The organism is Methylobacterium sp. AC315, from assembly GCF_979253755.1.
In genome coordinates, this window is record NZ_CEEDEA010000017.1 from 55,223 (window position 1) to 70,837 (window position 15,615).

At 70.6% G+C, this 15,615-nt stretch carries 14 protein-coding genes; 7 read left to right on the top strand and 7 right to left on the bottom strand.

Translation table 11 applies throughout. The features are described from left to right. Positions 1-63 precede the first annotated feature (63 nt). Both AC0IY0_RS22440 and AC0IY0_RS22445 read left to right on the top strand, forming a co-directional pair. Positions 64-774, top strand: a complete 711-nt coding sequence (locus AC0IY0_RS22440; protein ID WP_471765585.1) for a Sir2 family NAD-dependent protein deacetylase — start codon at positions 64-66, stop codon at positions 772-774. Between the two features lie 219 nt (positions 775-993). Beyond that, positions 994-1,218: a hypothetical protein gene (locus tag AC0IY0_RS22445; protein WP_147910390.1), complete on the top strand. Its 225-nt coding sequence runs from the start codon at positions 994-996 to the stop codon at positions 1,216-1,218. 374 nt (positions 1,219-1,592) lie between these two features. Here the strand turns inward: AC0IY0_RS22445 and AC0IY0_RS22450 are convergent, their stop codons facing one another. The 7 genes from AC0IY0_RS22450 to ispG all read right to left on the bottom strand — a co-directional run bounded on the left by AC0IY0_RS22450 (position 1,593) and on the right by ispG (position 9,863). Next, entirely contained in the window at positions 1,593-1,991 is a 399-nt protein-coding gene (locus AC0IY0_RS22450; RefSeq protein ID WP_471765587.1) for a hypothetical protein, read from the bottom strand. 75 nt (positions 1,992-2,066) lie between these two features. Then, positions 2,067-4,406 carry a xanthine dehydrogenase family protein molybdopterin-binding subunit gene (locus tag AC0IY0_RS22455; protein WP_471765588.1) on the bottom strand — a complete coding sequence of 780 codons (2,340 nt, stop codon included), beginning with the start codon at positions 4,404-4,406 and terminating at the stop codon, positions 2,067-2,069. Beyond that, the gene (locus AC0IY0_RS22460) at positions 4,403-4,882 is read right to left on the bottom strand and encodes a (2Fe-2S)-binding protein (protein WP_147910387.1); all 480 of its coding nucleotides are present in this window, start codon (positions 4,880-4,882) and stop codon (positions 4,403-4,405) included. The genes AC0IY0_RS22455 and AC0IY0_RS22460 overlap by 4 nt, the downstream gene beginning before the upstream one ends. Positions 4,883-5,344: 462 nt before the next feature. Continuing rightward, positions 5,345-5,749, bottom strand: a complete 405-nt coding sequence (locus tag AC0IY0_RS22465; protein WP_471765590.1) for a type II toxin-antitoxin system VapC family toxin — start codon at positions 5,747-5,749, stop codon at positions 5,345-5,347. After that, entirely contained in the window at positions 5,749-5,994 is a 246-nt protein-coding gene (locus AC0IY0_RS22470; protein ID WP_147910385.1) for a type II toxin-antitoxin system VapB family antitoxin, read from the bottom strand. The genes AC0IY0_RS22465 and AC0IY0_RS22470 overlap by 1 nt, the downstream gene beginning before the upstream one ends. Before the next feature lie 67 nt (positions 5,995-6,061). Beyond that, on the bottom strand, positions 6,062-8,113 hold the full coding sequence (locus AC0IY0_RS22475; protein WP_461230557.1) for a potassium transporter Kup: 2,052 nt from the start codon (positions 8,111-8,113) through the stop codon (positions 6,062-6,064). Between the two features lie 418 nt (positions 8,114-8,531). Then, entirely contained in the window at positions 8,532-9,863 is a 1,332-nt protein-coding gene (ispG, locus tag AC0IY0_RS22480) for a flavodoxin-dependent (E)-4-hydroxy-3-methylbut-2-enyl-diphosphate synthase (protein ID WP_471765591.1), read from the bottom strand. Between the two features lie 348 nt (positions 9,864-10,211). Here ispG and AC0IY0_RS22485 point away from each other — a divergent pair, with 348 nt between their 5' ends. The 5 genes from AC0IY0_RS22485 (at position 10,212) to AC0IY0_RS22505 (ending at position 15,562) form a co-directional block, all read left to right on the top strand. Continuing rightward, a complete protein-coding gene (locus tag AC0IY0_RS22485) occupies positions 10,212-11,375 on the top strand; it encodes a patatin-like phospholipase family protein (RefSeq protein WP_147910267.1) in 1,164 nt (387 codons plus the stop codon). Positions 11,376-11,691: 316 nt separating this feature from the next. Continuing rightward, positions 11,692-13,332, top strand: coding sequence for a methyl-accepting chemotaxis protein (locus AC0IY0_RS22490; RefSeq protein ID WP_471765609.1), 1,641 nt, complete (start codon positions 11,692-11,694; stop codon positions 13,330-13,332). Positions 13,333-13,467: 135 nt separating this feature from the next. After that, positions 13,468-14,022, top strand: a complete 555-nt coding sequence (locus tag AC0IY0_RS22495; RefSeq protein ID WP_471765593.1) for a glutathione peroxidase — start codon at positions 13,468-13,470, stop codon at positions 14,020-14,022. Positions 14,023-14,080: 58 nt separating this feature from the next. Next, positions 14,081-14,704: a sigma-70 family RNA polymerase sigma factor gene (locus AC0IY0_RS22500; protein WP_471765595.1), complete on the top strand. Its 624-nt coding sequence runs from the start codon at positions 14,081-14,083 to the stop codon at positions 14,702-14,704. A gap of 93 nt (positions 14,705-14,797) precedes the next feature. Beyond that, positions 14,798-15,562, top strand: a complete 765-nt coding sequence (locus AC0IY0_RS22505; protein ID WP_471765596.1) for an anti-sigma factor family protein — start codon at positions 14,798-14,800, stop codon at positions 15,560-15,562. The last annotated feature ends 53 nt before the right edge of the window (positions 15,563-15,615 follow it).

A 15,615-nucleotide genomic window follows, 5' to 3' on the forward strand; every position in this document is an offset into this window, starting at 1 on the left:
CCCGCGAAAGAAACCGCGCAGCCAACCTGCGGACCGATCCGGCCATTCCCTGGAGCACGCCGCATGAGCGCCCCCAGAAACATCTTCGTGCTGACCGGGGCGGGCGTGTCGGCCGAGAGCGGACTCGGCACGTTCCGCGACCGCGGCGGGATCTGGGCGCGGTTCGACCCGATGAAGCTCGCCACCCCGGAAGCCTACGCCGCCGATCCCGATGCGGTGCTCGACTTCTACGACCATCGCCGCCGGGGCGTGGTCGCGGCCGCGCCCAACGCGGCGCATATGGCCCTGGCCGAGGCCGAGGCGCGGCTCGCCGAGCGAGGCGGACGCCTGTTCCTGTGCACGCAGAACGTCGACGACCTGCACGAGCGGGCGGGTTCGCGCGCGGTGGTCCACATGCACGGCGAGCTGCTCAAGGCCCGCTGCACCGCGTGCGGGACGGTCACGCCCTGGCGCGACGACCTGAACCGGGCGTCGTCCTGCCCGGCCTGCGGGACGGCGGGCCGGATGCGGCCGGACATCGTCTGGTTCGGCGAGATGCCGATGCACCGCGACGCGATCGAGGCGGCCTTGGCCGCGGCCGACCTGTTCGTGGCCGTGGGCACCTCGGGGGCGGTCTACCCGGCGGCCGGGTACGTGCGGCAGGCCCGGGCCCTGACGATTCCCACCTGCGAAATCAACCTGGACCCCTCGGACAACGCCGACGCGTTCGACGACGCGCGCTACGGGCCGGCGAGCACGGTCCTGCCCCGCTACCTGACCGATCTCGGGCTGTAACGGTCACGCCGGCCGCAAGGCGTTGCCGGCGAACGGCTTTTCGATTCGCGACCGGGTTTCCGGGGCGAGGACCAAAATCTTAAATAATGCGAATCACATCCGCGCGAGCTGTCAAGAACTGTTCGGGTCGTTGCCCACCGGTTACAACGGTCAAGCTCGGGTTCGGCGTCGCGGCCCGCCCGGGCGTTCGTTGAAGCCACAAGGGGAAGACGAAGACCCATGCAGCACTTCACCGTAACCGACCGCGAGCGTGACACCGTCCTGGCGGCTTTGCGCTATTACCAGTTCTACCGGATGCAGGGACATCCGTTCGACCCCCGCCAGGACGACCTGATCGACACCATCGCGGGCCGGGCCGGGGACGCCCTCGACCTCGCCGAGATCGACGATCTCTGCGCCGGCCTGAACGGCAACCCCCACGCGCTCGCCGCCGCGGCCGCCTGAGGCCGCATCGCGGGGCGGACGTTGCGCCGCCCCGACCGCCCGCCGCCGGGGACCGACCCCTCCGAGACGAGCGAAACCGCCGCCGGAGTTGGCACGATCCCCGTCTGCGTTTCGCGGCGTCCGCCCGGGCGGCGACGCCGCGCCGGACGCGGATGCTCGGTTTCAGTCCCCTGACCGGAGGAATGATCCGAGCCGCCCCGCCCGGTCATTCCGGGGCCGCCTCCGGCGCCCCGGAATGACGGTGCAGACCATCGCTCGGACGTAACGGATCCGGGAACGACGGGTCCGCCGAAAGCTGCAACTCGGAACGATGGGTTGGCGCGGTCGCGGGGTCGGGCCCGCGTGATCGCCGGCCCGGTACCGCGACCGACGCCTCAGGGCGCCTTCTTCAGCTGGCTCTCGGCCCGGGCCACGCCGGCCTCGCAGCCCTTTGCGTCGCCCTTGGAATCGGCGGTGCGCGCCTCGTCCAACGCGACTTTGGCCTGCTGGGCGGCATCCGCGCCCTCGCCGGCCTGGGCCGACTTCTCCGGGGGGGCCTGCGGGGATTCGTTGGCGCGCTGGCCCTCGGTGCCGGTCACGCCCTCGCCGCCGCGCTTGGCGGCGTTGCCCTGGCCGCTGGTGGAGGCCGAGATCGAGGCGGTCGCCTCCGAGGTGACACGCTTCGACAGGGCGTCGATCTTGTCCGAGCAGGGCGAGGCGAGGACCGGGGCCGCCATCAGGACCAGGGCCAGCGGCACCGTGACGGAAACCGTGAAGATGGCGGGACGCATCATCGTGTCGAACTCTCTCATGGCGGGGGGCCGGGGATCAGGTCCCCGGTCCCCCAACGCGTCGCGGTGGAATGCGGTTCAGGCGCTGAGCTGGTCGCGGATCGGCAATTGCCGCACGCGCCGGCCGGTGGCGGCGAAGACCGCGTTGGCGATGGCGGGCGCCACCGGCGGCACGCCGGGTTCGCCGACGCCGCCGAGCGGGCCGTCATAGGAGCCGGTCGGCACCAGGTGCACGCGGACCACCTTCGGGGCGGCGTCGATCCGGATGATCTCGTAGCCGTCGAAGTTGTTCTGCACGGCCCGGCCCTGCTTGAAGGTGATCTCGGAGGTGAGGGCGAGCCCCATCCCCATGACCACCGCGCCTTCCATCTGCGACCGGATGCGCTCCGGGTTCACCTGCGGACCGCAATCGACCGCGATGTCGATGGCGTGCACCTTCACCTGGCCCTTGTCGTCGACCTCCACCTCAGCCGCCACCGACGTGTAGGTGACGAAGCTGTAGTGGCCGGCGATGCCGAGGCCGCGGCCCTTGGGCATCTGCCGCCCCCAGCCGGCGCCCTTGGCGGCAGCCTCGATCACGCCGCGCAGGCGGCCGGTGTCGATCGGGTAGAGCTTCGGGTCCTCGCCGTGGTTCCAGACGTCGCCGATCGAGGTCGGGTCGATTGTCCGGGCCGGGCCGATCAGGTCCAGCAGGTACTCCTTCGGGTCGCGGCCGGCGGCATGCGCCAGCTCCGACACGAAGGACTGGATCGCGAAGGCGTGCGGGATGTTCGAGACCGAGCGGAACCAGCCGATCCGGACGTGGGCGGCGGCCTCCGGGTTTTCCATTCGGGCGTTGGGCAGGTTGAACGGGGTGTTCACCAGACCCATCCCGAGCTCGAACGGCAGCTCGTGCTTCGGATCGGGCGCGAAGATCGAGCCGATCGTCGGCGCCACCGAGCGGTGCAGCCAGGCCACCGGCATGCCCTTGTCGTCGAGGCCGGCCTCCAGGCGCTCCACCGAGATGGTGTGGTAGTAGCCGTGGTGGATGTCGTCCTCGCGGGTCCAGGCGAGCTTGACCGGCGCGCCGTCCACCGCCTGCGAGCACAGGGCGGCCTCGACCACGTAATCCGGCTTGGACTTGCGCCCGAAGCCGCCGCCGAGCAGCGTGACGTTCACCTTGACCTTGTCGTCGGGCAGCTTGAGCGCCTTCATCAGGCGGTCGTTGGCGGCCTGCGGACCCTGCGTGCACGCCCAGGCCTCGCAGAAGCCGTCCTTCACCCGGGCCACGGCGGCCGGGGGCTCCATCGGGGCCTGGACCAGGTGAGGCACGAAATACTCGGCCTCGAGCTTGGTCTTGGCCTTGGCCATCGCGCCGTCGACGTCGCCCTGGTTGCGCACCACCTTGCCGGGCTTGCGCGCGGCGGCCTCGAGCTCCTTGCGGAACACGTCGGTGTCGTAGCCGGCGTTCGGGCCGTCATCCCAGGTGATCTTCAGCGCGTCGCGCGCCTTCATGGCGGCCCAGGTGTTCTTGGCGACCACCGCGACGCCGCCGAGCGGCATGAACTCGCTCGGGATCTCGCCGCCGTCGATCTTGAAGATCTTGACGACGCCCGGGACTTTCTTGGCCTCGCTGTCGTCGTAGGACGTGACCTTGCCGCCGTAGACCGCCGGCCGGGCCACAACGGCGTACAGCATCCCGTCGAGCTTGGTGTCGAGGCCGTAGATGGCCCGGCCCGTGGTGATGTCGAAATTGTCGATCAGCCCGATCTTGCCGGTGCCGATGTACCGGAAATCCTTCGGGTCCTTCAGCGTGACGTTCGTGGGCACCGGCAACTCGGAGGCCGCCTGCGCCACGGCGCCGTAGCCGAGGCTGCGCTTCGACTTGGCGTGCGTGAGGGTGTGGTTGGACGCCGTCACCTCGGAGGCCGGCACGCCCCACTGCTTGGCCGCGGCCTCGATCAGCATCAGCCGCGCGGCGGCGCCGGCATGGCGGAAATGCTGGAAGAAGTGGCGCAGCGAGCGCGAGCCGTCGGTGTCCTGGTTGCCGAAGCGCTGCTCGTCGCCCCAGGCCTGGACCACCTTCACCTTCGGCCAGTCGGCCTCAAGCTCGTCGGCGACCGTGAGCGCCACCGAGGTGCGCACGCCCTGGCCCATGTCGGAGCGGTGGTTGGTCACCGTGACGGTGCCGTCCGGGGCGATCGCCACGAAGATTTTTGGGTCGTCGCGCCAGCCGTGCGGCATGCCGTCGGCGCCGAACTTCTGGGCCTTCTGCTCGGCGGTCTGGCCCTCGTCGGCGCGGGCGTCGCGCAGGGACAGGGCGAGCACCAGCGCGCCGGCGCCCCCGAGGATGCCGCGGCGGCTGACATTGGCCAAGACGGGCTTGGCGGTCGGCTTGGCGTTGGCCAGTTCGGCCATCATCTGTGCGTCGTGAATCACAGGCGCTCTCCCTTGCCGGCGGGGGCCGTCTGGCCGGCGGCCTGATGGATCGCCGCGCGGATGCGCGGATAGGTGCCGCAACGGCAGATGTTGCCGCTCATCGTGTCGTCGATGTCCTGCTCGGACGGCTTGGGCGTGTCCTTGAGCAGGGCTGCGGCCTGCATGATCTGGCCGCACTGGCAGTAGCCGCACTGGGAGACGTTGAGGTCGCGCCAGGCCACCTGCACCGGATGATTGCCGTCGGGCGACAGCCCCTCGATGGTCACGACCTCCTGGCCGGCGGCGGCCGAGACCGGGGTGATGCAGGCGCGGGTCGCCGCGCCGCCGAGATGGATCGTGCAGGCGCCGCACAGCGACACGCCACAGCCGAACTTGGTGCCGGTGAGGCCCAACTCGTCGCGCAGGTACCACAGCAGCGGCATGTCGGGGTCGCCGTCGAAGCTGCGCGCAGCCCCGTTCACGGTGAGTTTGATCATCGATGCGTCCTGTCTGGCAGCGCCTGAGCGGCGTCCCGTCGGGTCAGAGCCGGAGGCGCCGACCGATGCTCGGTCCGCGCGTCCGCCCATGCCGGCTAACCCGGCGAACGGGCTTCTGGGTTCGGAAGTGGAAGAATTCTAATCCACCCCGGGAGCCTTGTGCAACGCAAGGTGGATGCGGCACGCCGCCGGAGGCCCGCGCCGGGGACATGCCGCGTGCGGCGGCGCACATGCCGGCGTCGTGGAAGACAACGCCTTCGAACGTGTGAGAGGGAAGAGGTCCGTACTGCGACGCTGCACTGCGTCGACAACGATCAGCGTCGGCATCCGAACGCTTGTTCGGCTCGGACCTAACGGCCTTGCCGCTGCGCCGCGCTCGCCATGGCCGGGCGGCGCCTGCATTCCCAACGCGAACATCGGTCCGTTGAGTGTTTGACGGCGGATCGATCCATCACCGGACCGTCAGCGAACAGTCTCCAGATCGGTCCTGCGAAACTCGTCCGCCCTGGCAAGGATCGGCACGTTGAAGAACCGGGCCGCGGCGTAGTGGAGGCAGTCCCCGAGGTTGAGACCGTGCCGGCCTGCCCGGTATCGATGCGCCGCCGACAGGGCGAGCGCCGTCGTCTCGCTGGCGGGCGGGAGATCGCAGATCTTGATGCTTCGGGCTGCGAGGAATTCGAGGACGATCGGCCCGACGGCCTCGATTGTCATGTCGAACTTGTCGGGCCGCGCCAGGGCCAGCGCCGTTTCCAGGATCGCGACGGGCGAGGTCATGCACCGGTCGGCTGAGGCGAGGGCGCCGGAGATCCGGCCGGCCTCCGGCTCGTCCGCCAGCAGGGCGACGAGCGCGGAGGCGTCCACGAACATCAGCGGCCCTCCCACATCGCGTCGTAGACATCCCGCGGGAGGGGCGTCCGGGCAGCCTCGCTGAGGGTGATTCCATGCTTCTCGCGCAACCGTGCGGCGGTGGCCTGCGGCGTCTCCCCCGGGTGCCTGCGCGCGATCGCCTCCCGCATGGCGATGACGATCGCCTCGGTGATGCCGACCCCCGCCAGGGCGGCGAACCGGCGTGTCAGCGCATCGGCTTCGGGATTGTTGACGTTGATCGGCACGGCCGTTCGCCCTCGACAGATCGATGTAGATAATCGCTTGCGCGGATCTACACCAGCGGCGCGATCCTCACACCGTCACCTGCGTCCCGACCTCGACCACGCGCCCGGTGGGGATCTGGAAGAAGTCCGTGGCGTCGTTCGCGTTCTTGGCGAGGGTAATGAAGATGCGGTCCTGCCAGAGCGGCATGCCCGAATGGGTGGCCGGGCGGATCGAGCGGCGGGACAGGAAGAACGACGTCGCCATGATGTCGAACTTGAAGCCCTGGCGGCGCAGCAGCACCAGGGTCTTGGGGATGTTCGGCGTCTCCATGTAGCCGAACTTCATCACCACCTTGAAGAAGTGCGGCCCCACCGGCTCGATCCGGACCTTGTCGGTCTCCTTCGAGCGCGGGGTGTCCACCGTCTCCACCGTGAGGATCACGTTCTTCTCGTGCAGCACCTTGTTGTGCTTCAGGTTGTGCAGCAGGGCGGCCGGGGCGATCTCGGGGTCGCTCGTCAGGAACACCGCGGTTCCGCGCACGTGGTGGGGCGGGCTCTTCTCCAGCATGCCGACCAGCTCGACCAGCGGCACGTCGGTCTTGCGGGTCTTGTTGAACAGGATCGTGACCCCGCGCACCCAGGTCCACATCAGGATGACGAGGCCGCCGGCCAGGATCAGGGGCACGTAGCCGCCCTCGACCACCTTGATCAGGTTGGAGAGCAGGAACAGGAACTCGACCACGATGAACGGCAGCATCACCAGGGCGGCGGCCACCGGAGACCAGCCCCACATCCGCCAGATCACCAGGAAGGTCATCGAGGCGGTGAGCAGCATCGTGCCGGTCACCGCGATGCCGTAGGCCGAGGCGAGCGACGAGGAGGTCTTGAACAGCACCGCCAGCAGCACGACGCCGACCATCAGCAGACCGTTGATCTGCGGCAGGTAGATCTGGCCGGCATGCGATTCGGAGGTGTGGCGGATCTCGAGGCGCGGCAGCAGACCGAGCTGGATCGCCTGCCGGGAGAGGGAGAAGGCGCCGGTGATCACCGCCTGGCTCGCCACCACGGTGGCCAGCGTCGCCAGCACCACCATCGGCAGCAGGCCCCAGGCCGGGACGAGCTGGAAGAACGGGTCGGCGGTGTCGGGCTTCTCCAGCACCAGGGCCGCCTGGCCCAGGTAGTTGAGGGCGAGCGCCGGGAAGACCAGGCAGACCCACGCCACCTGGATCGGCTTGCGGCCGAAATGCCCGAGATCGGCGAACAGGGCCTCGGCGCCGGTCACCGCCAGGAACACCGCGCCGAGCGCCACCAGCGCCCCGGTGCCGTGGCCGAGCAGGTAATGCACCGCGTACCAGGGGTTGACCGCACGGAACACCTCCGTGTGCAGGCCGATATGCGGCAGGGCGGCGAGCGCCATGGCGACGAACCACACCACGGTCATCGGCCCGAAGAACGCCGCGACCTTGGCGGTGCCGCGGTTCTGCACCAGGAACAGGGCGACGATGATCGTCACCGTGATCGGCAGCACGTAGTCGTTCAGGGCCGGGGTGACGAGCTTCAGCCCCTCCACGGCGGAGAGCACCGAGATCGCCGGGGTGATCACCGCGTCGCCGTAGAACAGGGAGGCGCCGAGCAGGCCGAGCATGAACACGATGCGGGATCCGCCGAGCGCCTTCCGGGCCAGTGCCATCAGCGAGAGGATGCCGCCCTCGCCGTTGTTGTCCATGCGCAGCAGGATCGCGACGTACTTGACCGTCACGATCAGGAACAGTGCCCAGAGGATCAGCGAGACGGTGCCGATCACCTCCTCGGGCAGCAGGATGCCGTCGGTGCGGGCCGGGACCAGCGCCTCGCGGAAGGCGTAGAGCGGGCTGGTGCCGATGTCGCCGTAGACGACCCCGACCGAGCCGACCAGCAGGGTCCAGAAGCCGGCATGGCCGTGCTGGGTCTCGGCCTTCTCGGGGGAATCCAGGGCGCCGGCCGGGGCCGGCCCCTGCTCGGGGGGCGGAGCGCCGGCCTCGGCCCCCGAAGTGGGCACAGGGGCGGACACCGGGGCAGGCACCGGGGCTGACGGGGGCGCGGCGTCAGACGCCGCGGGCGCGGGCTGGGCTGCTACGCCGGGTGCGAAGGTCTGGCTCATGCGGATTGTCGGAGGCTCGGGCGTGGCCGGCGTTTCGCGGGTCGGCTCATGGGGGCCCGGAGGGCCGGGCAGGAGGACGCGAAAACTCCGCCGAACCACGCGGGCCGGCCACCAGGCCGACCACTCACGGGATCGTGCGGCCTTGCTATCACGGCCTCAGGCGGCCGGGAACCGGGGGCCGTGCGAAGATCAGGCTTCGGGTGGGAGCGGGGAGCGGCGGTAGGGGGAACGTTCGCTTCGGGAGCGCCCTCACGCGACCGGTCGCCCGCCTCGTCATTCCGGGGCGCCGCGGGCGGGCCCGGAACCCAGAGCCGCCGACGGGGCCGGATGCGGCCCTGCTGCGGTTCCGGAGCCCGGGCTCCGCTGCACGGCCCCCGGACGACAGGGTGATTCGTCCGGCGCCGTTCCGCGACCCGGCCTATTCGGCCGCGGTGCGGGTATCGCCGCCCTGCTGGCCGAACCGGCGCTCGATGTAGTCGATCACGACCGTCTCGAAATCCTTGGCCAGCGTGGCGCCGCGCAGCGTCATCGCCTTCTTGCCGTCGATGAACACCGGCGCGGTCGGGGTCTCGCCGGTGCCGGGAAGCGAGATGCCGATATCGGCGTGCTTCGATTCGCCCGGACCGTTGACGATGCAGCCCATCACGGCGACGTTCAGGCCCTCGACTCCCGGATAGGTCTTCTTCCATTCCGGCATGGAGGTGACGATCCAGTTCTGGATGTCGCGGGCCAGCTCCTGGAAGGTGGTCGAGGTGGTGCGGCCGCAGCCCGGGCAGGCCGCAACCATCGGCACGAAGGTGCGGAAGCCCATGGTCTGCAGCAATTCCTGGCTCGCCTTGACTTCCACGCTCCGGTCGCCGCCGGGCTCCGGGGTGAGCGAGTAGCGGATCGTGTCGCCGATCCCCTCCTGGAGCAGCACGCCGATCGCCGCCGAGGCCGCGACCAGGCCCTTGGAGCCCATGCCGGCCTCGGTGAGGCCCAGGTGGATCGCGTAATCCGAGCGGCGCGCCACCTCGCGGTAGACCGCGATCAGGTCCTGCACCGCCGAGACCTTGGCCGACAGGATGATCTTGTTCTGCGGCAGGCCGAGTTCCACCGCCCGGTCGGCCGAGCCGATCGCCGAGCGCACCATCGCCTCCCGCATCACCGCGCGGGCATCGATCGGCCGCGGCAGCTTGGCGTTCTCGTCCATCAGGTGGGTGAGCAGCTCGCCGTCGAGCGAGCCCCAGTTGGCGCCGATCCGGACGGTCTTGCCGTACTTGATCGCCTGCTCGATGATCGAGGAGAACTGGGTGTCCTTCTTATCCTTGAACCCGACGTTGCCGGGGTTGATCCGGTACTTCGCCAGGGCCTCGGCGCAGGCCGGATGGTCGGCCAGAAGCTTGTGGCCGATGTAGTGGAAATCGCCGATCAGCGGCACGTGGACGCCGATCCGGTCGAGCCGCTCACGGATCTTCGGCACCGCGGCCGCCGCCTCGTCCCGGTCGACGGTGATGCGGACCAGCTCCGAGCCGACCCGGGCGAGCTGGGCGACCTGCGCCACCGTGCCGTCGATGTCGGCGGTGTCGGTGTTGGTCATCGACTGCACGACGATCGGGGCGCCGCCGCCGACCGTGACCGCGCCTTCGCCCGTGCCGACGGTGACGCCCACCGTGCGGTGGCGCGGCGCGGGGCCGGCGATCTCCGGACCCCCGCTGGTCAGGGCGGTCTCGGCGGGATTTTCGGAGCGGATGGCTTCCATGACTTCCATCGTGGACCTTCGCGTGCGCGCACTGTGCGGAGCGCCGGAGCCTTGAACGGGCTGGCCGGGCATCTCGCGGCGCGCGCCTCGCCGGAGCTTCGGGGCTGCGGGCCGACCGCGGTTAGCTGCGGACGACGCCGCGCGGCGTCAAGCAGACGCCACGCATGACAGCATCGCGGCTGTCATGTCGTATCCGGATGCGGATGTCGAGTTTGCCGCGCGGCCGACACCGGTTTTCGTCCGCCCCTGTTGCCGGAATCGCGCGCCGCGCGCCGTCCGGCGCCGCGCCGCCAGCCCCGGGCATGGTTGATGTTGCAGTGCACCATCCCATGTAGGAAGCCCTGATTGGAGGCCGACATGCGCGAGCATCCCCACGGCGGTGAGCCGCACAACCCGGTGACTGCCGTCCCGGAAACCGTGCCGGACATGTTGCCCGACCGTTCGTCCGGAATCCCTGTCTCGGACGGGATCGAGCCCACACCCGCCCACCCGCCGAACCGGATCCTGGCGGGGCCCCGGGCCGAGAAGCCGGTCGCCCTGGCCCTGCAGGGCGGCGGCGCCCACGGGGCCTTCACCTGGGGCGTGCTCGATGCCCTGATCGAGGACGGCCGCCTGGCCTTCGAGGCGCTGACCGGGGCGAGCGCCGGGGCGATGAACGCCGTCGTGATGGTCGACGGCTGGCTGAAGGGCGGCCCGGACGGCGCCCGGGAGGGGCTCGAGCGGTTCTGGCGCGAGGTCAGCCTCGACGGTGACCTCGGCCCGGCCCAGCGCAACGTCGTCAGCGGGCTGTTCAGCCTGTGGAAGGGCAACCCGGTGGCCGAGTTCTGGTCCAAGATGCTCTCGCCGAGCCCCTACGTGTCGAACCCGCTCAACATCAACCCGCTGCGCAAGGCGCTGGCCGCGCAGGTGGATTTCGAGCGCCTGCGGGAGTCCGAGACCGCCGGCCTGTTCGTCTCGGCCACCAATGTCTGGACCGGCAAGCTCGCGGTGTTCGAGCGCGAGCGCCTGACCGTCGACCACCTGATGGCCTCGGCCTGCCTGCCGACGGTCTTCCAGGCGGTCCAGATCGACGGCGTGCCCTATTGGGACGGCGGCTATCTCGGCAACCCGCCGCTCTACCCGCTGCACCGGGGCGCCCGGACCCGCGACATCGTGCTGGTCCAGATCAACCCTGTCGAGCGGCGCGAGACCCCGCGCACGGAGCGTGAGATCCGCGACCGGCTCAACGAGATCACCTTCAACGCCAACCTGATGCGGGAATTGCGGGCGATCGACTTCCTCGACGGCCTGATCGAGGACGGCACCCTGGGCCAGGGCGGCTACCAGCGGGTCCTGGTGCACCGGATCGACGGCACCGACGCGCTCGAGGATTACAACGCCGCCTCCAAGCTCGACGCGCGCTGGACCGTGTTCAAGCGCCTGCGCGACAAGGGCCGCGGCGCCGCCCGGGCCTGGCTCGCCGAGACCTACGGAACCATCGGTCACGCCTGCACCCTGAACCTGCGGGACGCGTATCAATAGACGGGGCAAGATTGGTCGAGCGCGGCAAGAGGGAGGCGAGAGGGAGGCAAGACCCGTACAGCGCACAATCGTTTGCGTAGTAATATCGACACGATTGAACGTGGTTTCATGGAATACGTTTCAATTTGTAGAGTATAGTATCCGGCTAAGTGTCGCTTCTTAATAAAATTTGTGCGGCGTAAGAGATATTTCACGGAGATGTAGTATCCCGGTGCGTCGACCGCAGGCCGAGTGGGCCCGGTGATTCTGCCCTGAAGGACGGCCCAGGGGTTTTCGCCTGATCGATCTCAGGACCGGCGTGAAGATCGCGCTGGTCATGGCCCTGATGCTGGCGATCACCGTCGCCGTCTCGGTGGTCTCGCTCCGCAATATCGGGTTGATCGAGGAGACCGAGGCCTGGACCGTCCACACCCATGAGGTGCTGGCCGAGGTCGACCGGATGGTGGTCGCGATGGTCGACCGGGAGACCGCCCTGCGGGGCTACCTGATCTCCGCCGAGCCGCGCTTCCTCGAACCCGAGCAGGCCGGGCGGAAGGCGTTCGCGGCCTCCTGGGACGCGGCGCGCAAGCTCACCGCCAACAATCCCACGCAGCCCGGACGCCTCCTGGAGCTGAAAGCCCTGACCGAGCGCTGGAGCGGCGCGGTGGCGGACCGCGAACTCAGCTTGATGACGGACCCGGCGACCCGCGAGGACGCGCGCCGGCTCGAAGGTTCGGGCGTCGGCAAGGCCACGATGGATGCCGTGCGCGCCAAGGCGGCCGAGATCGCGCAGGTCGAGCAGGATCTGCTGAAGGACCGGAGCGCCGCCTCGGCCGCGGCCGTCTCGGCGTCGCGGATGGCCAACCTGATCGGCCTCGGCGCGGTGGTGATCACCGCCCTGGTCGGGTCGCTGCTCCTGAATCACGGCATCGGCAAGCCGATCAACCGGATGACCCAGACCATGACCCGGCTCGCCGCCGACGACCTCACCGTGGAGATCCCCGGCGTCGGCCGCCGCGACGAGATCGGCGCGATGGCCGGCGCCGTGCAGGTGTTCCGCGACGGGCTCGCCCGCACGAAGGTGCTGGAGGCGGAGGCCGCCCAGGCCCGGATCGGCCAGGAGGCACAGCGCAAGACGGCGATGCGCGATCTGGCCGCCAGCTTCGAGGGCGCCGTCGGCGGCATCATCCGCGCGGTCGCCACCGCCGCGGCGAACCTGAAATCCACCGCCGAGCACATGAGCGCCGTGGCGGCCGAGACCGCCAGCCAGTCGACCACCGTGGCGACGGCGGCCGAGCAGGCGGCCTCCAACGTCAACACCGTGGCGGCGGCGGCCGAGGAACTCGGGGTCTCCGTCAACGAAATCGGCCGGCAGGTGCAGGCCTCGGCCGACCTCGCCGACGCCGCCGTGCTGGAAGCCGGGAAATCCGCGGACCTCGTGCGCAACCTGCGCGACGGGGCCGTGAAGATCGGCGCCGTGGTCGACCTGATCAGCGGCATCGCCGGCCAGACCAACCTGCTGGCGCTCAACGCCACGATCGAGGCCGCGCGGGCCGGCGAGGCGGGGCGCGGCTTCGCGGTGGTCGCCACGGAGGTGAAGGAGCTGGCCGGCCAGACCGCCAGGGCCACCGGCGAGATCGCCCGGCAGGTCGGCGAGATCCAGTCCCGGACCGGGGAGACCGTGGACGCGATCGGGATCATCGTCGGCCGCATCACCGAGATGAGCGGGCTGTCCACCGGCATCGCCGCGGCGATCGAGGAGCAGGGCTCGGCCACCCAGGAGATCGTCCGGAACGTCGGCCAGGCCGCGACCGGGGCCGGCGAGGTCACGGCCAACATCGCCGGGGTCGCCAGCGCCGCCGAGGGCGCCGGAGCCGCCGCCGTGCAGGTGCTCGGCTCGGCCTCCGAACTGTCGGTCCAGGCGGAGCGGCTGGACGCCGAGGTCCACCGCTTCCTCGACACGGTGCGGGCCGCGTAGGCGAAGCGCGGGGCTGCGCGCCCCGAACCCCGCCAAAGGGCCGCAGGCCCTTCGGGATCCCGGTCGTTGGGATCTGCCCGACGCGCGCTAGGTTCCGTGTGGGCGTGCGAGTGCCCGTAACCGTGCGAGGCCGCCATGACGATGTTGCGCCGCGAGGCCCTGATCCTGCTGGGCGCCGGGTTTGCCGGTGCCGCCCGGGCCGCGCCGTCCGGGCGGGCGGGCGACTTCGCCTTCGAGCATCCGGAGGGCGGCGCCATGCCGCTCTCGGCCTATGCCGGCCGGCCGATCCTGGTGGTCAACACCGCCACGGCCTGCGGCTATGCCGGCCAGCTCGCCGGGCTCCAGACCCTGTGGACCCGCTTCGGCGACCGGGGCCTCACGATGATCGGCGTGCCGTCGCCGGATTTCGGGAACCAGGAGCCGCTCGACGGCCCGGCCATCGCGGAGGCCGCGCGGAAGAATCACGGCGTGACCTTCCCGTTGACCGCCAAGACCCGGGTGAAGATGCCGGGCGCCCACCCGTTCTACCAATGGGCGGCGGCGGAGCGGCCGGGCGAGACCCCGCGCTGGAACTTCCACAAGTACCTGATCGCCCGCGACGGATCCCTGGCTGCCGCCTTCGCCACCCAGGTGGAGCCGACCGACCCGCGCCTCGTCTCGGGCATCGCCGCCACCCTCGATCAGGCCTGATCGGCGCCGGGGATTAGACACCCGGGATTAAACGCCTGGGGCCCCGCGTTCACACCCTATGGCGTCAGACAAGCTCAAGCATCCGGACATCGTCGACCTGCTGGTGCCCCTGCGGCGCTACGCCCGTTCGCTGACCCGCGACGCGCTGCGGGCGGACGACCTTGTGCACGATACCCTGGTGCGCGCCCTGGAGATGCAGGGGTCCCTGCGCCCCAACACCAACCTGCGCACCTGGATGATGACGGTGCTGCACAACGCCTTCATCGACGAGCAGCGCCGCCGTCAGGTCGAGGCGCGGCACGCCGACGCACTCGTGCGGATGAGCGAGGACATGGCGCCCCCCGCCCAGGAGGGCCGCGTCCGCCTGGCCCAGATCCGGCAGGCCTTCCTGACCCTGCCGGAGGAGCAGCGCGCCGCCCTCCACCTCGTGACCCTGGAGGGCATGGCCTATGCCGATGCCGCCGCGGTGCTGGGGATCCCGATCGGCACGCTGATGTCCCGCCTCGGCCGCGGCCGGGCGGCGTTGCGTGCCTTCGAGGATGGCGGCCGGAGCGCGAACGAGGCCGAGCCCGAATCCGACAGGCCGGATGTCCGGCGCGGTACCTTCCCGGGCCTGCGCCTCGTCGCCTCCGACGTGGCCCGGGACCGGCCGCCGATGAAGCGCGCCGCCGGGGATGCCTGAGGCATTCGACCCGGACCGCGGCAGGGCCGGAACAGAGATGATGACGACCGGCGGATCCGCCCCGGCGGCACGCTGGAACCGAGGACTTCACCGATGATGGATCCGATAACAGACGACGATCTCATCGCTTTCGTCGACGGGCAGATCGACCCGATGCGCCGTCTCGACGTCGAGGGGCATCTGGCTGCCCATCCCGGGGCCGCCGCCCAGGTGATGGCCGAGCTGCACGACCGCGACGCCCTCCGGGCCGCCTTCGCGCGCATGCCCGGGCCGGGGCCCGACCGCACCCTCGTCCTGGCGCGCCGCTTCGACCGCAACCAGCGCTGGCGCCGGGTCGGCGCGCGGCTCAAGCGCGCCGCAGCCATCGTGGTCCTGGTCGGCGCGGGCTGGCTGGCCCACGACGAGATCGGCCGGTTCGGCGTGCCCGACACCCTGGCCGCGACCCCCGATCCGGCCCTGATCGCCGATGCCCGCCAGGCCCGCGCCGTGGCGCAGCTCCGCAAGAGCATCTCCAGCCAGGGCGAGCACCCGGTCTACGATCGCACCCGCCTCCAATCGGTCACCGGCATCGACCTGCCGCCGCTCCCGGCCGGCTGGCAGGTGCGCGACATCCAGATCTTCCCCGGCCGCCACGGCACCGGGATCGAGATCGCCTTCGAGGCCGGCCCGATGGGTGAGGCCTCGCTGTTCGCCACGCGCGGCCTGCGCGGCGGCCCGGCGGCGCTCACCGGCTCCGACGACGGCACGCTCCTGTCCTGGAATGCCGGCGACACCGCCTACGCGCTGAGCGGCCCGCAGGACGACGCGGTCCTGCGGCAGGCCGCCGGGATGCTGGGGGCCGGCGCGGCGGCACACTGAGGCGAGCGGAACGGGGTTTGGCGGACAGCTGCCCCTTTCTCCGGCGCATGCAG

Excerpts from the sequence above, each read along its gene's own strand:
- AC0IY0_RS22465 (WP_471765590.1), bottom strand. The coding sequence starts at position 5,749 with ATGTTCGTGGACGCCTCCGCGCTCGTCGCCCTGCTGGCGGACGAGCCG.
- AC0IY0_RS22450 (WP_471765587.1), bottom strand. The coding sequence starts at position 1,991 with ATGATGCGTCCCGCCATCTTCACGGTTTCCGTCACGGTGCCGCTGGCC.
- AC0IY0_RS22475 (WP_461230557.1), bottom strand. The coding sequence starts at position 8,113 with ATGAGCCAGACCTTCGCACCCGGCGTAGCAGCCCAGCCCGCGCCCGCG.
- AC0IY0_RS22445 (WP_147910390.1), top strand. The coding sequence starts at position 994 with ATGCAGCACTTCACCGTAACCGACCGCGAGCGTGACACCGTCCTGGCG.
- AC0IY0_RS22440 (WP_471765585.1), top strand. The coding sequence starts at position 64 with ATGAGCGCCCCCAGAAACATCTTCGTGCTGACCGGGGCGGGCGTGTCG.
- AC0IY0_RS22495 (WP_471765593.1), top strand. The coding sequence starts at position 13,468 with ATGACGATGTTGCGCCGCGAGGCCCTGATCCTGCTGGGCGCCGGGTTT.
- AC0IY0_RS22485 (WP_147910267.1), top strand. The coding sequence starts at position 10,212 with ATGCGCGAGCATCCCCACGGCGGTGAGCCGCACAACCCGGTGACTGCC.
- ispG (WP_471765591.1), bottom strand. The coding sequence starts at position 9,863 with ATGGAAGTCATGGAAGCCATCCGCTCCGAAAATCCCGCCGAGACCGCC.
- AC0IY0_RS22490 (WP_471765609.1), top strand. The coding sequence starts at position 11,692 with ATGGCCCTGATGCTGGCGATCACCGTCGCCGTCTCGGTGGTCTCGCTC.
- AC0IY0_RS22460 (WP_147910387.1), bottom strand. The coding sequence starts at position 4,882 with ATGATCAAACTCACCGTGAACGGGGCTGCGCGCAGCTTCGACGGCGAC.
- AC0IY0_RS22500 (WP_471765595.1), top strand. The coding sequence starts at position 14,081 with ATGGCGTCAGACAAGCTCAAGCATCCGGACATCGTCGACCTGCTGGTG.
- AC0IY0_RS22505 (WP_471765596.1), top strand. The coding sequence starts at position 14,798 with ATGATGGATCCGATAACAGACGACGATCTCATCGCTTTCGTCGACGGG.